General features: G+C 58.3%; 11 protein-coding genes and 5 pseudogenes. 5 read left to right on the top strand and 11 right to left on the bottom strand.

Going from position 1 to position 17750, the window contains the following annotated elements:
- Positions 1-3 precede the first annotated feature (3 nt).
- Both V1293_RS32900 and V1293_RS32895 read left to right on the top strand, forming a co-directional pair.
- The gene (locus V1293_RS32900) at positions 4-2220 is read left to right on the top strand and encodes an NHLP family bacteriocin export ABC transporter peptidase/permease/ATPase subunit (protein WP_442894388.1); all 2217 of its coding nucleotides are present in this window, start codon (positions 4-6) and stop codon (positions 2218-2220) included.
- The gene (locus V1293_RS32895) at positions 2217-5123 is read left to right on the top strand and encodes an NHLP bacteriocin export ABC transporter permease/ATPase subunit (RefSeq protein ID WP_334515554.1); all 2907 of its coding nucleotides are present in this window, start codon (positions 2217-2219) and stop codon (positions 5121-5123) included. The genes V1293_RS32900 and V1293_RS32895 overlap by 4 nt, the downstream gene beginning before the upstream one ends.
- A gap of 208 nt (positions 5124-5331) precedes the next feature.
- On the opposite strand, the gene V1293_RS32890 is transcribed toward V1293_RS32895, so the two are convergent.
- The 4 genes and pseudogenes from V1293_RS32890 to V1293_RS32875 form a co-directional block, all read right to left on the bottom strand.
- Entirely contained in the window at positions 5332-5508 is a 177-nt protein-coding gene (locus tag V1293_RS32890) for a hypothetical protein (RefSeq protein WP_334515551.1), read from the bottom strand.
- A 780-nt stretch (positions 5509-6288) separates the two neighbouring features.
- The gene (locus V1293_RS32885) at positions 6289-6837 is read right to left on the bottom strand and encodes a haloacid dehalogenase (RefSeq protein WP_334515548.1); all 549 of its coding nucleotides are present in this window, start codon (positions 6835-6837) and stop codon (positions 6289-6291) included.
- Between the two features lie 421 nt (positions 6838-7258).
- Positions 7259-7665, bottom strand: a pseudogene (locus V1293_RS32880) (TrbI/VirB10 family protein); the annotation flags it as partial.
- A gap of 2 nt (positions 7666-7667) precedes the next feature.
- Positions 7668-7855 (bottom strand): annotated as a pseudogene (locus V1293_RS32875) (ArdC-like ssDNA-binding domain-containing protein); the annotation flags it as partial.
- A gap of 116 nt (positions 7856-7971) precedes the next feature.
- Between V1293_RS32875 and V1293_RS32870 the strand changes: the two are divergent.
- Positions 7972-8178: pseudogene (locus tag V1293_RS32870) on the top strand (hypothetical protein); the annotation flags it as partial.
- A 640-nt stretch (positions 8179-8818) separates the two neighbouring features.
- Here V1293_RS32870 and V1293_RS32865 read toward each other — a convergent pair.
- Entirely contained in the window at positions 8819-9382 is a 564-nt protein-coding gene (locus V1293_RS32865) for a thermonuclease family protein (protein ID WP_334515547.1), read from the bottom strand.
- Between V1293_RS32865 and V1293_RS32860 the strand changes: the two genes are divergently transcribed.
- Positions 9381-9818 carry a hypothetical protein gene (locus V1293_RS32860; RefSeq protein WP_334515545.1) on the top strand — a complete coding sequence of 146 codons (438 nt, stop codon included), beginning with the start codon at positions 9381-9383 and terminating at the stop codon, positions 9816-9818. The genes V1293_RS32865 and V1293_RS32860 overlap by 2 nt on opposite strands.
- An 84-nt stretch (positions 9819-9902) precedes the next feature.
- Here the strand turns inward: V1293_RS32860 and V1293_RS32855 are convergent, their stop codons facing one another.
- The 3 genes and pseudogenes from V1293_RS32855 to V1293_RS32845 all read right to left on the bottom strand — a co-directional run bounded on the left by V1293_RS32855 (position 9903) and on the right by V1293_RS32845 (position 13652).
- Positions 9903-10634 (bottom strand): recombinase family protein, encoded by a 732-nt coding sequence (locus V1293_RS32855; protein ID WP_334517013.1) that lies wholly within the window; start codon positions 10632-10634, stop codon positions 9903-9905.
- 263 nt (positions 10635-10897) lie between these two features.
- Positions 10898-11851 (bottom strand): annotated as a pseudogene (locus V1293_RS32850) (recombinase family protein); the annotation flags it as partial.
- Between the two features lie 1078 nt (positions 11852-12929).
- Complete coding sequence (locus V1293_RS32845; protein ID WP_334517012.1) at positions 12930-13652, bottom strand: exopolysaccharide biosynthesis polyprenyl glycosylphosphotransferase; 723 nt, start codon at positions 13650-13652, stop codon at positions 12930-12932.
- 491 nt (positions 13653-14143) lie between these two features.
- On the opposite strand from V1293_RS32845, the gene V1293_RS32840 reads away from it, so the two are divergent.
- Positions 14144-15433 carry an O-antigen ligase family protein gene (locus tag V1293_RS32840; protein WP_334515543.1) on the top strand — a complete coding sequence of 430 codons (1290 nt, stop codon included), beginning with the start codon at positions 14144-14146 and terminating at the stop codon, positions 15431-15433.
- 159 nt (positions 15434-15592) lie between these two features.
- On the opposite strand, the gene V1293_RS32835 is transcribed toward V1293_RS32840, so the two are convergent.
- From V1293_RS32835 to V1293_RS32825, 3 genes and pseudogenes are all read right to left on the bottom strand, one after another.
- Entirely contained in the window at positions 15593-15898 is a 306-nt protein-coding gene (locus V1293_RS32835; RefSeq protein WP_334515541.1) for a glycosyltransferase, read from the bottom strand.
- An 88-nt stretch (positions 15899-15986) separates the two neighbouring features.
- Positions 15987-16574 (bottom strand): annotated as a pseudogene (locus V1293_RS32830) (glycosyltransferase); the annotation flags it as partial.
- Between the two features lie 376 nt (positions 16575-16950).
- Positions 16951-17610, bottom strand: coding sequence for a class I SAM-dependent methyltransferase (locus V1293_RS32825; RefSeq protein WP_334515539.1), 660 nt, complete (start codon positions 17608-17610; stop codon positions 16951-16953).
- Between the last annotated feature and the right edge of the window lie 140 nt (positions 17611-17750).

Here is a 17750-nt window from a genome sequence, read left to right as displayed (position 1 = left end):
GCCCTGTCGCAGCAACCAGCTTCGGCCCAATTCCGGCCACCATCGCTTTGGCACCGGATACGAAGACTGTTTTGGCGAAGAAACGTCAGGCGGACGCCTACGATCCTGCAGATGGAAGCCGTCGAGTGCGGAGCAGCGGCACTGGCGATGGTGCTCGCCCACCATGGCGCATGGATCCCGCTGGAGCAGCTCCGCATCGCATGCGGTGTGTCACGCGACGGCAGTAAGGCAAGCAACATTGTCCGAGCGGCGCGCACCTTCGGCCTGGACGCCAGGGGCTTTCGCCAGGAGCCCGCGACCCTGCGCGAGTTGCCCATGCCTTGCATCATCCACTGGAACTTCAACCATTTTGTGGTGCTGGAAGGCATCGACGGTGACGACGTTTACATCAACGATCCCGCAGTGGGACGCCGCCGAACCGACATGGTCGAACTCGATCTCGCGTTCACGGGTGTAGCATTGGTCATGGAGCCGACCTCTGCATTCCAGAGGTCAGGCAGCAAACCGCAGGGACTACGATTATTGCTGCGCGAATTGCGTTCCTCGAAGATGGCCGTCGCCCTGCTCGTCGCCGTTAGCCTCGCACTGGTCGTGCCCGCTATCGTCGCTGCGGGATTTTCCAAGATCTTTATCGATGACATTCTCATCAAGCATACCAATGGCTGGTTGATTCCGCTGCTGATTGGCATGGCCCTGACCGCACTCATCCGTGCAATCCTGACGTTCGTACGTCAATCGCTGTTGCTGCGACTACAGACCAAGCTTTCGGTCGTCATGGTCAGCCGCTTCTTGTGGCATGTGATGGCGCTCCCGGTTGAGTTCTTCACGCAGCGCCACGCCGGCGACATAGCCACGCGCGTGGATGCGAACGAGCAGATCGGCCGCTTGCTGTCGAGCGGCATCGCTGCCAATGCGCTCAACCTGACATCGATCTTATTCTTCGCTGCCGCTATGGCTATCTACGATCTCCCGCTCGCCGTGCTTGGCGTCGGAATGTCGCTTGCGAACGTGCTGGTCTTGAAACTGATTGGGGAACGCCGTCAGGACCTCAGCCGCAGTCTCGCGCTAGAACAAGGCAAACTCGTCGGCGCCACCGTCAGCGCCGTGCGCAGCATCGAAACCCTCAAGGCAAGCGGCCTGGAGGACGAGGCATTCGGCCAATGGGCCGGAATACAGGCGAAGGCATTGAACGCTGAGCAGGAGCTCGGCGCTTCCTCGATCTTTCTCGACATGTTGCCGACATTGTTCACTGGATTGACGGTAGCTGCGATCCTCGGCGTCGGCGGCTTGCGCGTGATCGAAGGATCGTTGACGCTGGGAGGCCTAGTGGCATTTCAGTCTCTGATGGCGAGTTTCTCCGAGCCGATGACCGAGCTCGTCAACTACGCCGGCAGCTTGCAGACAATCAAGGGCGGGCTCGAGCGCCTCGAGGATGTGTACAATTATCCTCTCGGAAACAGAAACAATTGCTCCGTCGGGCCGGAGCGCTTCCCGGCAAAACTGACAGGCCGCATCGAGCTCAGCGACATCAAATTCGGCTATTCGATCCTGGAAGCTCCTCTGCTGGACGGGATTGCAATCAGCATTCAGCCGGGTTCGAGGGTGGCCCTTGTCGGCGCTTCGGGCAGCGGAAAATCGACCCTCGGAAAGCTAATCTGCGGACTCTACGAGCCATGGGCAGGCGACGTTCGCATCGACGGATGGCGTCTATCGGAGATACCGCCGCAGGTGTTCGCGAACTCGGTCACCTACGTCGACCAGGACATCTTCCTGTTCGAGGGAACGGCGCGCGAAAACTTGACATTGTGGGACCCGACAGTCACGGAAGCGAACCTTTCACAGGCGCTGAAGGATGCCGCAATTCACGAGGATATTGCGACTCGGGTCGGAAATTACGACTGCTATATCAATGAAGGCGGCGCGAATTTCAGCGGCGGTCAGCGTCAGCGAATCGAAATAGCGCGGGCTCTGGTTTCCAATCCCTCCGTGGTCGTACTCGACGAAGCGACCGGCGCACTCGATCCCATCACCGAAAAGACCATCGATGACAATCTGCGGCGGCGTGGTTGCACTTGCGTCATCATCGCGCACCGCCTCAGCACGATCCGTGACTGCGACGAGATCATCGTATTGCAGCAGGGCAAGATAGTCGAACGCGGAACCCATGAACAGTTGATGGGACTTCAGGGTGCTTACGCGAAACTCGTGGCGCAGGAATGATCGATTCTCTGCTTCAGCAAGCGCAAGCAATGGCCCGCCAGGAGGGTAGCAGCCGTTCACTGGGCCGCGTGGTATTTGATGGTCGTCACCCGAAGCTTCTCGACCACCGAGGGTACGCGCTACATGTCACGGAGGGGCATGTCGATGTTTTCGCTGTCCGCCTGGTGGAAGGCGAAGTGGGCAGCGCTCGGCACCATCTATTCCGGGTGGAGAGAGACGAGGTCATTCTGGACCTCCAAGAAGGTTTCAATGGGCACGGTTCGCACATCCAGATCCTCGCGGTGGGAAGCCCCGGAGCCGAGGCACTCGTTGTCCCGCGGGCGGAAATTCAATCCTTCGATCCTGTCGCCATGTGGATCAGGCGACTTGCAAGATTGATCGCGGGGGCAAATCCGAACTGGGATATGCTGGAGGTCGCGAACGGCGATGTGGCTACAGTCCCCTCAGGTGAGCGCCGCCGCGGTCCGGCACGCAGCATCATCTGGGTCTCCTTGGGATCCGGGACCGCCAAGGCGATGGGGCTCGACCCCACGATTGCCGCGGCTGACCCGCCGTTGCCGCTTACTTCGGGGATGTGGATCGAGGCTGGGCAATCGGGCTGCACCGCAGTCGGCAGCGAGGACGTGCCAGATTGGGAGATTCTGTGGCGCGCAATCGATAAGTTCCATCTAGGTGTAGCGAGCAGCGTCTGCGATTGCATCGTCCGCGACGCCAAACGCGAGGTCCAACGCCTCGTTGTCCGCGGCGAGCTATTGACCGCGCAGACGGTGGAATCCTTCGATCGCCTTGCCGACGTTGTTGTCCAGCGCGCGGGCCACGCCGGGTTGGCGGTGGATCCGGCGGATCCCTTGCTCGCTGCATGTCGCATGGTTGCGGAAGCGGTCCACGTGCCTTTTGTCGCTACACCACAACCTGCTCTGGCACAACACGGGTATGCCGGCGTTGTCGAGATCGCCCGGTCTGCGCGACTGCGCGTTCGCCGTACGCTGTTGCGCGGCGAGTGGTGGAAAGACGATGGGGGCCCGCTGGTCGCCTGGCACGGCGAGGCGCGAAATCCGGTCGCACTGCTTCGCCGCGGAAGTCGCTGCTATGTGATGTTCGACACCAGAACGGGGACGCAGCGGCCGGTTGACCGGTCGCTCGCGATGGAATTGGCGCCAGAAGCTGCGTCATTCTATCCGGCCCTTCCAGCGCGCCCGCTTCGATTCCGGGACCTGCTGACTTTCTCGTTCCGGCACGCGACCGGAAATTTCCTTCGTATCGCATTTGGGGTCGTCGCGATCGGCTTGTTGTCGCTGGTTACGCCGCTGATCACTGAGGTTCTGATCAATTCGGTGATACCCCGTAGCGAACTTGATCAGCTCGCGTTTTGCGCGCTTGCTCTTACCACTACAACCATCGCGGTTGCCAGCATCCAAACCATGCAAGGACTGGCGATGCTCAGGGTCGAAGGTACGATGGATTGGAAGCTGCAGGCGGCGGTAATCGACCGGATGCTAAGGCTGCCCACCTCCATGTTTCGTGAATATACCGTAGGTGATTTTGTCGACCGCTCGATGGGCATTGACGCGGCACGCCGGGTCTTCACCGGGCGCGCGCTGCGCAGCATGATGGCTGGTTTGTTCGCCTGGTTCAGCATCGGTTTGATGCTTTATTATGACGTCAGGTTGGGTTTGATCGCGCTATTATTGACGCTGGTCAGAGCGTTTCTGATTACTGCCGTCAGCGCGATACGCCTCTATCACGAGAACAAATACTTCAGCCACCAAGGCAAGATTAGCGGCTTCGTGCTGCAACTCATCGCTGGAATAGGAAAGCTGCGCGTTGCGGATGCGATTCCTCGTGCACTTGGCGTGTGGTCTCGGCAATTCTCCACGCAGAAGCGGAATTTCCTCGCATCGCAACGGGCCTCTAATGCCCTCGGCGTCTTTGAGGCAGCGTATCCATTGATCGCAACCCTCATCATCTTCGCGGCGGCTACATTCCTGAAGAGCAAATTGCTCCAGGACGTCGGCGGCTTTCTCGCTTTTTTTGCTGCATTCGGGCAAGCAATGGCATCGATCGGCGCGCTTGCTTCGGGTATCAGCGAATCGTTGACCGCCATTCCTCATATCACCCGTCTGCGGCCTCTCATTTCGGGCGCAACCGAACTCTCGGACGAACGAAAATCCCCCGGTGAATTGTCCGGAATGATCGAACTGTCCCGCGTGACCTTTCGTTATGCTTCGACCGATCCACTGGTGCTCGAAAGCGTGTCCTTCAAGATAGCGCAAGGCGAATCTGTCGCCATTGTCGGTCCATCAGGCAGCGGGAAATCCTCGCTGTTCCGGTTGCTGTTAGGCTTCGAAAAACCGGAGTCAGGCACAATATTTCTCGACGGGAAGGCCATTGACACGCTTGATATCGGCGCGGTGCGCCGTCAACTCGGCGTCGTGCTGCAGAACGGCAGACTAGCGACCGGAAGCATCTACGACAACATTTGCGGGGGCATCCAACTCCCGCTCGAACAAGCCTGGGAGGCGGCGCGGCTCGCCGGCCTCGACGACGACATCAAGGCGATGCCGATGGGCATGAACACGGTTGTCGCCGAAGGCGTGAATACGCTGTCTGGAGGCCAGCGCCAGCGAATCATGATCGCACGCGCCGTCGCCCGCCGGCCGCGAATTCTGCTACTCGACGAGGCAACGAGCGCGCTCGATAATCAGTCGCAAGCTATAGTGAGTAACTCGCTCGGCAATCTCAATGTGACCCGGGTCGTTATCGCGCATCGCCTCAGTACTGTGCGTCAAGCTGACCGCATTATCGTGCTCGTCGACGGCAAGGTGGTGCAGATTGGAAGCTATGTGGAGCTCGGCAGCACCCCCGGAATATTTGCTTCCTTTGCGCAACGACAATTACTTTAGCGAGATGAATCACGTACGAACGGAACGCCGTCCAGTGCAGCCGCGCGAATGGGTGGATTATCGATCGCGAGCGACGCCAGAGCGAGTGACGGTGTGTCCTAGCAAATTGGAGGCAGAGTACCGCAACGATAGCTAATCGCTGCCCCTCGATTTGGGTACGCGCAGCAGGAGCCCTCGCTCTAAAAACACGCCGCGCGGTGTCATCAAGTCAGCTGATGCTGCTAGGGTTGCCCTTGATGTCCAACGTAATCGTAAATCCCAGAATCTTGATCTGGCCTCCACGCGCATCGATGACGTCGTCATTCTTGGTGTTTGGCTGCCATTTAAAACCTCCCGCGACCACATCAAGCATCTCAATGTCCAGTTCGTGAGTTGCGGTATTCATTTTAATCTCCTGTCCTTCAAAGCTGAGTTGATGCGGCCCCAATGTGAGCAGAAGGGCAATGAGCTCACCGTGATGAGGATCACGCTGGCAACCGCAACTAGGGTCCGCTGAGCGTGCTGGGGGAGCGTAGCGCGCTTATAGGAGCACGTCCTTACCAGGCACAGCTGCTTCGTGATGAGGCCGACTGCTCATACCTTTTCCATGCGCGATGGCGTTGGAAGGAGGGCGCCTAATCGACGCGCGTTTTCAATATGTGTGGCTTCGTCGCTCGTACGGCTCGCCTTGCGAGTGACGCGCATGGCAGCCGCCAACATCATGGTATCGCAATGGGCAGCGTCCGCGAGACGTGATGGTCGTCACAGTCGAACAGACGGTTTCGGAACATATACCACTCATGAGCGAGTTTATCTGCGCAACTCATCGGAGGACACCATGATTTTTAAAGGCCGTACGCAGGAGCAGGCAGTACAGGTGCCAGAGCTAACTAACGATGAACTTGATCTAGTGGTAGGCGGATCCCCACTAGCCAGTAGCTTAAAGTTAATGGGCGAAATCCTCTCGAACGTCAGCAAGACGCGAAGCGAGATCAGTATGACATTCGCGCGCAACGCGCGGGCTTAGTTCTCTCGCGGCCAGTTATTCAATTATCAATCGAGCGACGCGCCGGGGTCACTTGACCCGCAGTTGCTCCTGATGCGACTTAACCAGTTCGTGCATGCTGGTGAACTTGAAGTCGAAGTGTGGTAACTGGCCAGGATTCATGGTCGCTCCGAAGCCCTGTTAAGCGTGCCGCCGATAGATCCAGCACGATTTCAAGCCGTGTTCGTTTGCCGGCTTGTGGTTGTGGAACATGCTTTCGGACGTGTGCAGAATCTTCTCCTTCTGGACGCCGATCTCTCCCAGCTTCTCGATCATGTATTCGAAATTGCGGGCTGAGGGCTTGTACGATCCGATGTCTTCCGCAGTGTAGATCGCGTCGAACTCGAGACCTGCAGCCTGCAATTGCTCGCCTGGAAGGTCTCGTTGTCCATGCTGGAAAGGATGACGAGTTTGAAGTACTTCTTCAGGTACTGCAGCGCACCGGCAGAATCTTCGAACGCCGGCCAATTTCCCACCGACCGACCGTATTCGACGCAGTCCTCGTGGGACACGTGGACGCCCCACTCCTTCGGCGAGGCGCTTGTAGACGATCGGCAACAAGTCCCGATTTCCCTTTGCCGGCGTATACCGCTGCTGGCTAGACTCGTGACGGGCGTGCGCCTCGAGGATTTGGTCGCGGGCGAGCGGCCGCGGCGCGCGATCGCTAAGGCCCTTCAGGGCCTCGACCATCCCGCTCTCCTAATCGATCAGGGTGCCAGTAACAGTCGAAGGTGAGCGCGTCGAAATGCGGTGAGCCTCACGAGGTAGGTGCACCTCGCCCGAAAATCGACTTCGTCCAAGCCATCACGGTCGCCATCGACCAGTATGTGGTACGCCTCCAGGTAGCTACCAACTTGCCGGGCGAGGGTATCTAGAAGCCGCTGCCGCTCCAACAGCCCCTGCGATCGCCACCCGGACATCACCGATGAAACCAGCAAGACTGCGCAGCTTTGTCCCCGCCCTACCACGGTTCACTCCGCCGCCTTGCGGATGGCATACATCGGATAACCGGCGCGATGTCTGCACCTCCGCAAGCTGCAATTAGGAGTGGTTCGTTCGTAACTATGGCTTACCAGCCGCACCGATATAAGCGACGGTGTGTGGCAATCTCTCATCCTCGGTACGGTTCGAGTATAAGATCACGATTGACGATTACCCTGACTGGAAATCCCGGCTTTATTGTTAGCGTCGGCTGAATGTTCAGATTGCGACGCACCACCTGCTGACCGGCCTGATTGAGGGTATCCCCTGTGCCGCGGCGCAAAGCCCGAATGATGTCATTGTCAGTCCCACTGGAGCCGATCTCCGTCGCAGCGCCAAGCAACGTCGAAAGCGCCGCAGCTTTGAAGAGTTCACGCCAGTGATTATCGACCTCGTCTTCAAGACCCGCATTGCCTGCCGTATCGGCGCCTGGCTGGCGTTCGAGCACGATGGAGCGAGCCGGGTCCAGACCAGGAGTACGCGGGACTGCCCAAATGCGACTTGGCTATCGTAACTGCCGATCAATCGCGCTCCCTGCGCCCGGAATATCCGCGCTGCGTCGACGCGTTGCGCGGCATCGCGAGCGGCGCCTTGATCGCCGCCGTCCCCAGGGCTGAACCCACGGAATACGGCCGGCCACCAGCTCGGCTATGATCTTGTCGGTGATTTCGGTGTAAAGGCTCGTTCGGTCGTTGCCGGCACGAACTCGGGCGGTATGTCCAGACATCGCGGTTCTCCGCGACGGGCGCCGGAGGCCTCTCCCCCGATCTTCAACCCGTCGCGTCGGACCCGACCCGCACTCTCACTCTCCACGGCGGTGACGGGGACACGGACTGCGCATTCGCCGTAAATGGAGGCCACCCCTGGCTTGAGATCAGGTGCGCGCGCTGCAAGACGCCGAGCGATGTCAACCTCGCGGCGATGAAGCATCCGCCGACCACCTTCGTGCACGATCTCGCCAGCCGGCTGCGCAGCCGCAAATGCGCCAAGGCGGGCCGACGCCCCGCGACGACCCCAATACAATTGGCTTGGCAGCCCGCGAACCGCAGACGGAGCACACCGTTAGCACGCGCGGAGTACGACTGGTCAACGACGTCCCTTCGACGCCGAAGTGCAGCGGAGGCAAGAGAGAAGGCAGCCGACGAAGGGGCAGTGATAGCGACGCGGGCATGAAATGCCCGCGGGCACCGAGGCGACTGCAGTCGCGAGACCGGTTAAGAAGGCACCCGCGTTCGGGGCAGTGATAGCGGCGCCGGCATGCAATGCCGGCGGCCCCTAACGCGAGTGCCTCCGGCGAGCGACACCGTATCGCGCAAGGGATCGACGCCGGACGGCCGAGATGCGCCAGCGGCTCGGTTCACGAGAGCCCGGTGCGGCGGAAGCCGCATGCGCACAAGCAGAATCAGCTTAGACTAGATTTCCTCGCGTGCGTTCGTCTGAGCGTCATAGATCCTGATCTGAAGCATGGGAAAACGTTTCTATAGTTCTTCTCCACCTGCCCTTGCGCCGTCTTTGGTTGCAAATTCGGTTTTGAGTCGGCCGTCCACTTCGAGCGCATAACCAGAAGCCGGCAGTTCACGGTTGGCTGCAACCATTTTTGTCCTTTTGTGCAGTGAGGCGGTTGAGATTGATGGGTTAGCGTGAGTCGCCCAAACCACGCCAGAGCCACCTGCGCGACTGTGGGGATAGGTCACCGTCGTTGTGGATTGAACGCCCCGCATTGGAGTTCATCAAGGATGGGCATTTGCGTCGTCCGAACAGTCGGAGAGCTTCCGCTTGCGCGGATGCAGGCGCGGTAGAGCGACGGCTCGACGTAGCTGCCCTTCCACATTCCGCGGCCGGCGTGTTCGGCGTCGCGCTGAGTGCTACCATATCGGCCTTTGGAGTATTGGGGCCAATCCAGCGCCAGGCCCTTGCGCACAAGCCATTCGCCGAGATCAGTGCCGCCGGCTGAACAGATCGCAATTGTCCGGCCATATGGGTCGAAGCTAGCGGGCAAGCAGTTAACCGGACGTCCGGTAATGAATGCGTCGAGGTTGTTTGCTGCCTGCGCACCACAACGATATTGCGAACTGTCCTCGCCGCGGCATAGCTGGCTGCTCTCCGGCGCATCGACACCCCAGAGCCGAATGCGCCTTCCATGAATTTCCAGTGTGTCGCCATCAACGACACTGGCTTGACCAGCAAAATCATCGGCCCGCGCGCCGCCTGACAGCAGAAGAAGCATCAATACCAATGTTCGGCGCTTGATCATGGCGTTTTGTACTGGTGGTCATCGCAAGTCGCGCGGGCTGGATTTCGGCCAGTTCTCGAGCGGCTTTAGTGATGGCAGATTCTCAGGCTCGTGGCGTCAGCTTGTTCGATGCCGTCAGCATCTAGCCGATCGGCAGCGGGCTTCCGCAACTTCGGAAAATCAGAAATTTCAATTGACTGGTCAGGCAAATCAGTGTTTTATGGGGCACCTGGGATGTTTCCAGGAGAACGTTATGTCCGACCGGTGTTCCGAGCTCGTCGAGATTTCGAAGCTCAATGGCGATTTCAGAAGAAACTACGGCAAGGTTTTGGGCGCAATTCTTTATCTGCGCTCCGTCAGTGCCGCGCGCGGACGTTCCTGGTTTTGGGCCGGCTTGGTTTCCTTCGCTTGTTCGGTCGCAGTAGCTTGGCTGGGGCGGCATGGCTGGACGAAGTGAACCTCGCTTTGATGTTACGAAGAAGTTCGTTCACAGTGTCTACGCGAACGGCCTTGTGGCGGGCCAATGCGCCATCTGAAAGCGTTATGGCTTCGCAGTGCCTGGTGCGGGCAACAGCACATAGTCCTGAACCACTTTGTTGGCCTCCTTCAGCCGCAAGAATACACACAGCTTGGTTTGTTCCTTCCTCAGGTGAGCTCTCCACCGAGCAACATGGTTTGGAGTTCTCTGCGCCATTCGCCGGACTACCTGAAACGAGATGATCTTGCTGCTTCCGTGCCGTGCAAGCCCTGCACCATCGTCGGTGAGATTCAACTGAATTCCGAAATCGGTCCTCAGCGCCTCCGCAACCTGCCCTGCCAGCTTTGACAAAAGCTCGGACCAATGATCTCGCACGTCAAACCATTCGCAGTCACGGGATCCTTGATAGCCGATGAGCGCGTAGGCTTGTCGTAGTGAGCCAAAATGCTTGATGTAGCATGCGACAGAAGGAAGGCCGGGCGCATTTTTAATGATGCGGGTCGTGAGCTTTCCCTTGCGACCGAGCGTCAAGCGGAGTCTCCGCAGCATCTGGTCTTCCGGGATCGAGATGTACCGCTCAGCCATGATCTTCTGAGCGCATGCAAAGAGATCCTGGTCGATCACCGGCGGCACCACGTCTGGGCTCCGAATCCACAGATGATCGGGATTGTTTACCTGCGTCTGTCCGAGACGGCGGGACGTTCGGTTGTAGACGAGATTGCCGATATAGTTCTCGTTCTTGAGAATAGAATGGACCATGATGTAGGTCCAAGGTCGCCCATGGTGATTGGCGATGTTCCCGCGGGTCCAGATACGGCAGCGGCGTCTTTCCGAGAATGCTGTCGCGCATCATACCAAGCGCAGTCCCGTGAGGCTTTATAGCCAATGAGCGCATAGGCTTTTCTTATCGAGCCAAAATGCTTGACGTAACATTGGGTAGAGGGAAGTCCGGCCGTATTGCGGATGATGCCATCGCTAAGCTTTCCCTTGCGAGCGAGCGTTAATCGCAGCCGGCGCAACATCTCGTCTTCCGGGATAGAGATATACCGCTCGGCCATGTTTTTTTGCGCACGTGCGAAGAGGTCTTGGTCGACCATCGGGTCCACCGCCGCCGCGCTCCGAACCCACAGGTGATGAGGATTGTTTACCAGCTTCTGTCCAAGACGGCGGGACGTACGGTTGTAGACGAGATTCCCGACATAGTTCTCGTTCTTGAGAATAACCTCGACCATGATGTCGGTCCAAGGACGCCCATGGTGATTGGCCACGTTCACTCGATTGAGCTGTCGTGCAATGTCAACGTACGTTCTTCGCTCGACAACGAATTGCTGAAATATCCATCTGACGACTGCGATTTCTTCTTCAGACCCTGGCCGGAGCCGCACACGGTCCGTTTTCAGGGCCTTGCACTCCCCCTTCGCCAGTTTGCCCTTCGAACGCTGCTTCTCATCGACCATCTCCCTGTGAAGCCCGAACGTGAGCGGGCCACCAACGCGATAGCCGAGGCCCGCTATCCGGCAGTGCCCGGCGTGCACCTTCACGCCCAGCTCTCGGCTATACTCAGCCGCCATCACACGCTTGATGTTCTTGACGATGCTCGACAGCAGGCTTCCGTCATTGTCGAATTGCTCAGCGCAATAGGCGACCTTGATGCCGTTTCGCTTGCAGACAAACTCGTAGTGCGCACTCTCGTCAACGTCCTGGAAGCGTCCCCACCGACTGACATCGTAGACCAGGATGTGATCGAAGTCCGCGTTTCCTGATTGAACATCCTCGATCAATTCGATCAGGCCTGCCCTCCCGTTGATCCTCACTCCGCTGCGTCCTTCGTCGACGTAAGTCCGAACGATAGTCAGGTTGCGTTGCTGAGCGTATGCTGCGATGGCGGCCGCCTGGTTCTGTATCGAATAGCGCTGAAGTTCGGTCGACATTCGAACATACTGCGCCGCGCGGAGCGCCTTCTGAGCCTTTGCCAGTTGCGTATTGCGGCGAATGACGAGCGCATTGACCATGGATCAACGCTCCGGGAGCACGCGGCAGCGAAGGACGCTCTCTGCCTGGCAGAGCCTATGCCTGATTGCACGCTGACTCGATTCTAAAGGGTCAACGCGCCATATTCAACCGAGATAATGCAGACACAGCCCATGATCGAAATCGAGCTCTGATCGTCGACCACCAGCAGCACGAGCGGGGGTCGCTTCCGCGCCAGAACCGGACCTCCCATCAAAGTCCCAAGCTGTGTGAAAGTCCGTCATTTCAATTTGCGTGTAGAACATCTGTCTCAATCTCGTTGATGCGGAGACCAATTGCACTGGCAACCTCTATCGGGAGACGACAATTGAGAAAACAATTATGCACGCATTGGCTCACGCACGTTTCATATAGCCTGGATCCATATCGGACATTGGCCCGTAAATCACGTACGGATCAGGTTTGGCGACGGACTTAACAGCGGCTTCAACCATTCCAGCCGGCCTTGCGCAAATCCTCGACGAGATGAGCGTGGTCCTCCGGACGAAACCACGGAGCTCTCTTGCGGACGAATGCCCCCGGTGCGCGCTGGCAAAGAAGTCGACGTGACCTACGCGCGCCGCATCGTCTGGTAGGGCCGCGCGCTGCGCGGACAAGGAAAGATCAGGTTGCCACAGCATGAGACATCCGCGTGGCCGACCCTGCCGACATTGACCGTCCCGACAAGGGCCGCAATTCCTCCGTTCGACAGCAGCAACGACGCCCCGACGATATATTTGGACATCGCGCCGGCCTACGGCGTAATGAGCAGGATCGTGCAGATAGAACTGGGTGCTCGTCACCAACTAAGCTTCGTCAACGCGCCTTTGCCGATCGACGAATGGCGGTCGGTTTACCTGCGAGTCAGCAATATCGCGTGTGGTCAAGCGAGACGTGTATTGCACTCCTGCTCCGTCCAGCTGAGCTCGCTCTCTCTAACATCGTGCGAGACGATCTAAGATCAGTCAGCGCGATCCGTCACGAGCGCCCCGCAAAACCGCTAACCTGCAACTACCCGGCTGCCCCCCGAGATTTGGCTGCGTTAAGCCAATGGGCGAGCCCCAGGGTCGCTTCGGATGCTCAGTATGCCTCGTTCGGCCGAAACACTACTGTCACCGTCTTTGCCATGATCTTGAGATCAAACCAAAGCGACCAATGCCGGATATAGTCGAGATCGTGTTCGACGCGCCTTTGCATAGATGTCGCGTCGCGAGTCTCGCCCCTGCACCCATTCACTTGAGCCCAACCGGTCATCCCGGGTCTAACCAACTGCCGATCCGAGTATGCGGCGACTAATCTCAGGTAAGTCGCATCGTGTGAGAGCGCATGCGGACGTGGCCCGACGAGCGACATGTCGCCGCGCAACACGTTGAACAGTTGTGGCAGCTCATCAACACTGTACCTTCGGAGCACGCGTCCGACTCGCGTAACGCGGGTATCGCCTGGCCGCGCCTGGCGGATTGCGAATCCATCTTCCATGCAAATCATCGTTCGGAACTTGACGATGCGAAATGGCCGCCCACTCCGCCCGCCCCGCCATTGCAGAAAGATAATGGGGCCGGGCGTATCAACCTTCACGGCAACTGCAGCTATGAAGAGCAACGGAGACAGAGCCACGACCGTGATCAGACTGACCATAACGTCGAAGACTCTCTTAATTGCGCGATTTGGGCCCGCAAGCTTCGCTTGCAATCCAAGTGAAGTTGCCCGTCTGCGTCTGTACGCGATTCGAGAAGCGGCCGCAGACCATGTGTGTGTTGACTCGGCAACGCCTGAATGCCGTCTTGAGATTGCGGACGGCATCCTTCCGATCGGGCCCGTGTGCCCGGTGATATCCCGCCGACGACGGCGATTACCGGCAAACCGCATCGCAATGAAGCGGGCGGACGGATTGTAGAGATCGCGCCAAAGCATCATAAACCCAAAACCTTCAGAGATTGGCGACCTATCCGCCCCGGCCGCCACTTTTGACTCGATCGTGACGCCAGCTCTCGGTGCACAGCACCCCTCACCGAAGCTAAACGGAGGCTCTCGTGCCCACGCAAACGCCCAGCGGACCGATCATCGCTATGGATCGATACGGCGCCACCGTACATGGGCGACGGTGATCGGACGAGAATTCATGAGTGCTATGTCCGATGCCCCGGCACCCATCCTTTCGGATAGATGCATTATACGGCGACCACGTTAGACACCGTGTGGACATCAGATGCCCTGTTGAAAGAGGCACAGGACCGGTGCCAAATGCCTACCGAAGTCTCCATGCCGCAGTTGTGCCAAGCTCGAGGATTGTCATGACAACTGCAATATCTGCCATCATGGGCTTTCTGCTCATCCTGACGTTTGTCACCGGCGTGCGGCAGATGATGCTGGCGGTCATGCTTGTTCGACCGTCGTGCGACCAGGCATTCGACTGGCTAAAGATGTCGTTTAATGAACAATCCGGGCCCGGTGCCGCAATAAACGCCCTGGTCCTCGCAATGGCGATTATTGCTGTCGTCCACGTCCCACAGGTTCTTCTCGCAGCCCCTATGCTCTCCTGGGCTGCCTTCCTTCTCACCGCCGCAATCTCGCTGATCCACACTCCGGACATACATGGCGGATTACGAGTTTTTCTGACTCTCGTGACCTATGCAGCTGCCTTCGGCCTTCCATATACGGTCATCCAGCGCCGCGAAACCATCGTGCAGTGTCTCACTGTCGCGGTGGGCTCGTCCCTACTGCCCTCGTTCGTCGCTCTATTGGAATTTGCGAGGACCCCAGACATCCTGATTGGAGAGCAAAGGCTGCAAAGTACATTCACACATCCCAATATCTATGCCTTCTATATCGTCGTTGTCGTGACGGTGATCCTTTACATGACCTGCTCGGCGACAATCACCCTTTCCAAATTCACGCGCCGAGCGATGTTCGCTTATGCGGCTTACCTTGCGTTCCTACTGCTGCTCACCAAGACCCGCAGCGCCTGGATATCGATGCTGATCATCGTGATTGGATACTCGCTCGTTGTGGACAGGCGGTACCTTGTCGCGATGCTGGGCTTGCCAACGGTGCTCCTTATTCCTGGTGTCACCGAACGAGTCTCGGATCTATACTCAGGTACAATCGATGCCGGTTTCGAGCAGCTCAACTCCTGGGCATGGCGTCAAGTGATCTGGAGGGATACGCTTGAGTGGATGGCGACCAATCCGTCCGGAATTCTAGGTTATGGACTCAACGCGTATCAATCTTATATGCCGACGTTCTTCCCGCGCGGCGAACGGCTGGCTAAAATTGGCCTGCACAACGCCTTCCTCCAGATCTATTTTGAGATGGGTCTTGCCGGATTGATTAGCTTTCTCCTCCTAATGGCAGCTGTCGCCTTCACACTGATTTGCAGATTCAGGGAAGACTTTTCAGGTTCATTCGTGATGTTATTATTGTGCGTCGGGTATATGGTCGTTTTCTACTCCGACAATCTTCTCGACTATCTGCAGTTCCAGTGGCTCTTTTGGTTTACGCTTGGAAGCGTGTGCGCATCAGCTCGCCTCGCCGCTATGGAAGCGCGCGCCCCGCTTCGCCATCGCCTGATCCGCGCGGAATGATATCGCAGCGAAGTCTGTTATGTTATCCCCCGGCTCGCCTGGACCATGGGCGCGAGCGTATTTGGACTTGTGAAGCATCGGCACTCGTTGTAACGCGTGAACGCGCTTGGGTCGCATCGTGAGCTAGACGAACGAGACACACATCAGGTTCCGCACCCTCTACTGCACCACGCAAGAGAGGTGTCGCTCCGCATTAATCGGATCGTGGCGTTGCGTGGCGCACTTTGCAAACAGATCGGCAAGGATCGCCGCTTCACGGTCGACATCATGCAGGGCAAGCACACGTTCCCGCCCCCGAAGACCCATCGCCCAAAGTTCCTCGCGCGACGCCGCAAGGCACTCCGTCATAGCAGCCACGAGCGACTCGACCGAGCTTGCAGGCAGGAGCCAGCCGTTCTCCCGTGGGACCACCAGTTCCGGAATTCCTGCAATTTGGGTCGCCACGACCGGGCGCCGCAGCGCCATCGCTTCCATAATAACGACAGGCAGAATTTTCAGCGAAGCTTGGCACGACCAACGCCCGCGCACCGATCATTTGACGTCGGACGTCTGCGCTGCTCAGCCAGCCGACAAGCCGCACAGTTTTCGACAGGTTCAGACTGGAGATTAAAAGCTCCAGTTCCGCCCGGCTTTCCCCGTCACCGACCAATATAACCTCGAATTTGTGCCCGGCCGCCGCCATGACGGCGGCCGCTTTGACGAGAACATCCTGCCCTTTCAAGCGATACAACTGTCCAACGCAGAGAAATCGTGCGGCCTCGCACGGCGCATCATCCGCCGCCTCGTGGAAGTGCTGCTCCAGCCCGCATCGTACCAGCTTGATCTTCCCTTGATCTCCCGTGTCGCACCAGCGATAGAGCTGAGCGCGCCCGTAGTAGCTCACGGCGACAACGAAAGCCGCGCCATGAATCTTGGTCCGGAGCCCGATGAACTCGGGCTTGTCAAATTCTTCGCAGCCGTGCACCGTGAAGCTGTACGAGGCTCCGGATAGTTGTGACGCGAGCAGCGCTACTTCGGCCGGGTTTGTTCCAAAATGCGCGTGGATATGGCCCGCTCCCGTCCTGCAAACGACCGCGGCAACGCCGCATGCTTCGATCAGGTACGCGATATGCTTGAGAGGCGAGCGATCACTTCTGCGCATCATGCGCAGGGTCGTCGCCAGAGCCTTGACAAAGGGGCGGGGCCGCAGGAGGAGGAGCGAGATTGTGTTCAGCAACAAGCTTAGCGGACGTCGGAGCAGATAATTCGTGCGCTTTTCCTCGTCGACGTCGCCTGGATCGACCAGCGCTTTTCCGGCCCGGAAGGCCAAGCGGATTACTTCGACTCCTAAACGCTCGAGCGCAAGCACTTCTCGCTTGATGAAGGTGTGAGTGACGGCGGGATATTGATTTACCAGATAGATGATTGCAGGTCTGTTCGATTGGACACTGGCCGGATCGAGCGATAGCTTGCTTTGCTGGGTGACCATAAGACGCATGCTAACCTCCACAATCGAACACAAGTCGCTCGTTCCTCGTTCAGAGGCGCGGCCGACAAAGGCAGATTTGCCAGGAAACACCGGAGCTGTGTCGCGTCTGAACTGCATCAACGACCCTCACGCTGCCGCGCGACTGCCGCCAGGCCCGCCGAGACTCGGGCGCATCCCATAGGGAAACGACAAAGTGCCCGTTGTTTTCCAGGAAGCCCGCAAAGTGCTCCAAGATTTTGCTCGGCTGTTCGAAGTAGTAGAGAACCTCATTGAAGATGACCACGTCGAATTTGCGATCAGGCACGTAAGTCGCGGCGTCCGCCGCAATGAATCGCGTAGAGCCGTCTGTCCACTCCCGGCCTGCCCTGTCGATAGCGACATTGGACAGATCAACACCGATATAATCAATAGACTCTGGCGGACGGAGCCACCGACGGAGAATACCGGACCCGCATCCGAGATCGAGCACGCTCAAAACGTTGGTGCGATGCTTGCAATATCCGGCGATCACTGCGTAACGCGACATTTCCTCCAGGTTGTTGAGATAATCCCAACGACCGCGCCTATAGTCATCGTCAACGATCTCCATCGATGCGCGGCTCGTGGGGCGCCAGCCGAGCTGATCTACGAACACCGAGTAAGCCAGCTCGCGCACGCCGTGGCGTAAGCGCAAAGGAAGTATTCGTTGTATGGCGTGATGTGCCTGCATGGTCCCGTCGCCCAAGCTCTCGTGTCGTCGGCGCACGCGTGCTTCATGTACGTGGGTCTTCTTCCTTCGACTCGTCCAAGGATCAACGAACTTTAACACGTTCAATTTGCGGGGGCACACGCCCTTCCTGGCGGAAATGG

Source organism: Bradyrhizobium sp. AZCC 1693 (genome assembly GCF_036924745.1).
Lineage (GTDB): Bacteria > Pseudomonadota > Alphaproteobacteria > Rhizobiales > Xanthobacteraceae > Bradyrhizobium.
This window is presented reverse-complemented; position numbering and strand designations above follow the sequence as displayed.

Excerpts from the sequence above, each read along its gene's own strand:
- V1293_RS32895 (WP_334515554.1), top strand. The coding sequence starts at position 2,217 with ATGATCGATTCTCTGCTTCAGCAAGCGCAAGCAATGGCCCGCCAGGAG.
- V1293_RS32890 (WP_334515551.1), bottom strand. The coding sequence starts at position 5,508 with ATGAATACCGCAACTCACGAACTGGACATTGAGATGCTTGATGTGGTC.
- V1293_RS32885 (WP_334515548.1), bottom strand. The coding sequence starts at position 6,837 with ATGGTCGAGGCCCTGAAGGGCCTTAGCGATCGCGCGCCGCGGCCGCTC.
- V1293_RS32860 (WP_334515545.1), top strand. The coding sequence starts at position 9,381 with ATGGCGTTTTGTACTGGTGGTCATCGCAAGTCGCGCGGGCTGGATTTC.
- V1293_RS32865 (WP_334515547.1), bottom strand. The coding sequence starts at position 9,382 with ATGATCAAGCGCCGAACATTGGTATTGATGCTTCTTCTGCTGTCAGGC.
- V1293_RS32845 (WP_334517012.1), bottom strand. The coding sequence starts at position 13,652 with ATGCCGTCCGCAATCTCAAGACGGCATTCAGGCGTTGCCGAGTCAACA.
- V1293_RS32840 (WP_334515543.1), top strand. The coding sequence starts at position 14,144 with ATGACAACTGCAATATCTGCCATCATGGGCTTTCTGCTCATCCTGACG.
- V1293_RS32835 (WP_334515541.1), bottom strand. The coding sequence starts at position 15,898 with ATGGCGCTGCGGCGCCCGGTCGTGGCGACCCAAATTGCAGGAATTCCG.
- V1293_RS32825 (WP_334515539.1), bottom strand. The coding sequence starts at position 17,610 with ATGCAGGCACATCACGCCATACAACGAATACTTCCTTTGCGCTTACGC.